The organism is Cecembia lonarensis LW9 (assembly GCF_000298295.1).
Classification (GTDB): domain Bacteria; phylum Bacteroidota; class Bacteroidia; order Cytophagales; family Cyclobacteriaceae; genus Cecembia; species Cecembia lonarensis.
The window spans coordinates 1-649 of record NZ_AMGM01000306.1; the positions used below are offsets into that span (position 1 = coordinate 1).

General features: G+C 38.8%; 1 protein-coding gene. It reads right to left on the reverse strand.

Annotated elements, in window-relative coordinates; genetic code table 11:
• Positions 1-633, reverse strand: a 633-nt coding sequence (locus tag B879_RS22000) for a DUF2971 domain-containing protein (RefSeq protein WP_162136900.1), incomplete at its 3' end; no start/stop codon positions are given.
• Positions 634-649 lie beyond the last annotated feature (16 nt).

Sequence of the window (649 nt, forward strand, 5' to 3'; positions counted from 1 at the left end):
CAACTCAGTATAATTGGCCTCATGCTTATAGAAAGGAGAAAGCCGCACCTCCTCAATCAAATTTTCAAGATTAACCTTGGCTAACTTCCCTGCCTCCTGTTTATTCTGAAACACTAAATCCTGGTTTTTTTCTTGAAAAGCCACTCTCAACTCTCTCTCATACTCAAAAGACTTTCTTTTGTAGAAGAAAATTTCTGGAGTTATATGCCTAGACTTCCAGTAGAAATCTTTCTCATACTTGACCTTTCCAATGTACATGTTGTACAAGCTAGCTTTAAACAACTCTGCTTTAAGCTTACCAACTGTAGTTCTGATAGCAATCGCATTATCTAACTGATTATTACAATACAAGCGCCACATTGCTTCAGATTCATGTTCATCCATATACCAGCATGAGATGTATGTCTTTCTGCGTTCGATCTCATGGTCTAAGAAGTGCATCAAAGTCCAAGTTTGCCAATGCATACCATTTCCGGCTCTTTCACATTCCCTTTTGTGAAATGCGATGAACTGTTCATATCCTTTACCCCATCCATATACACCCTCAAAAGGATCAGTCTGACTGTACATAGGAATATTTCTAAAATACAGCGCCCCTTGCTGTAGCATTCTCAAGAAGCTTGCTTGAGACATATAGCGCCATATTGTT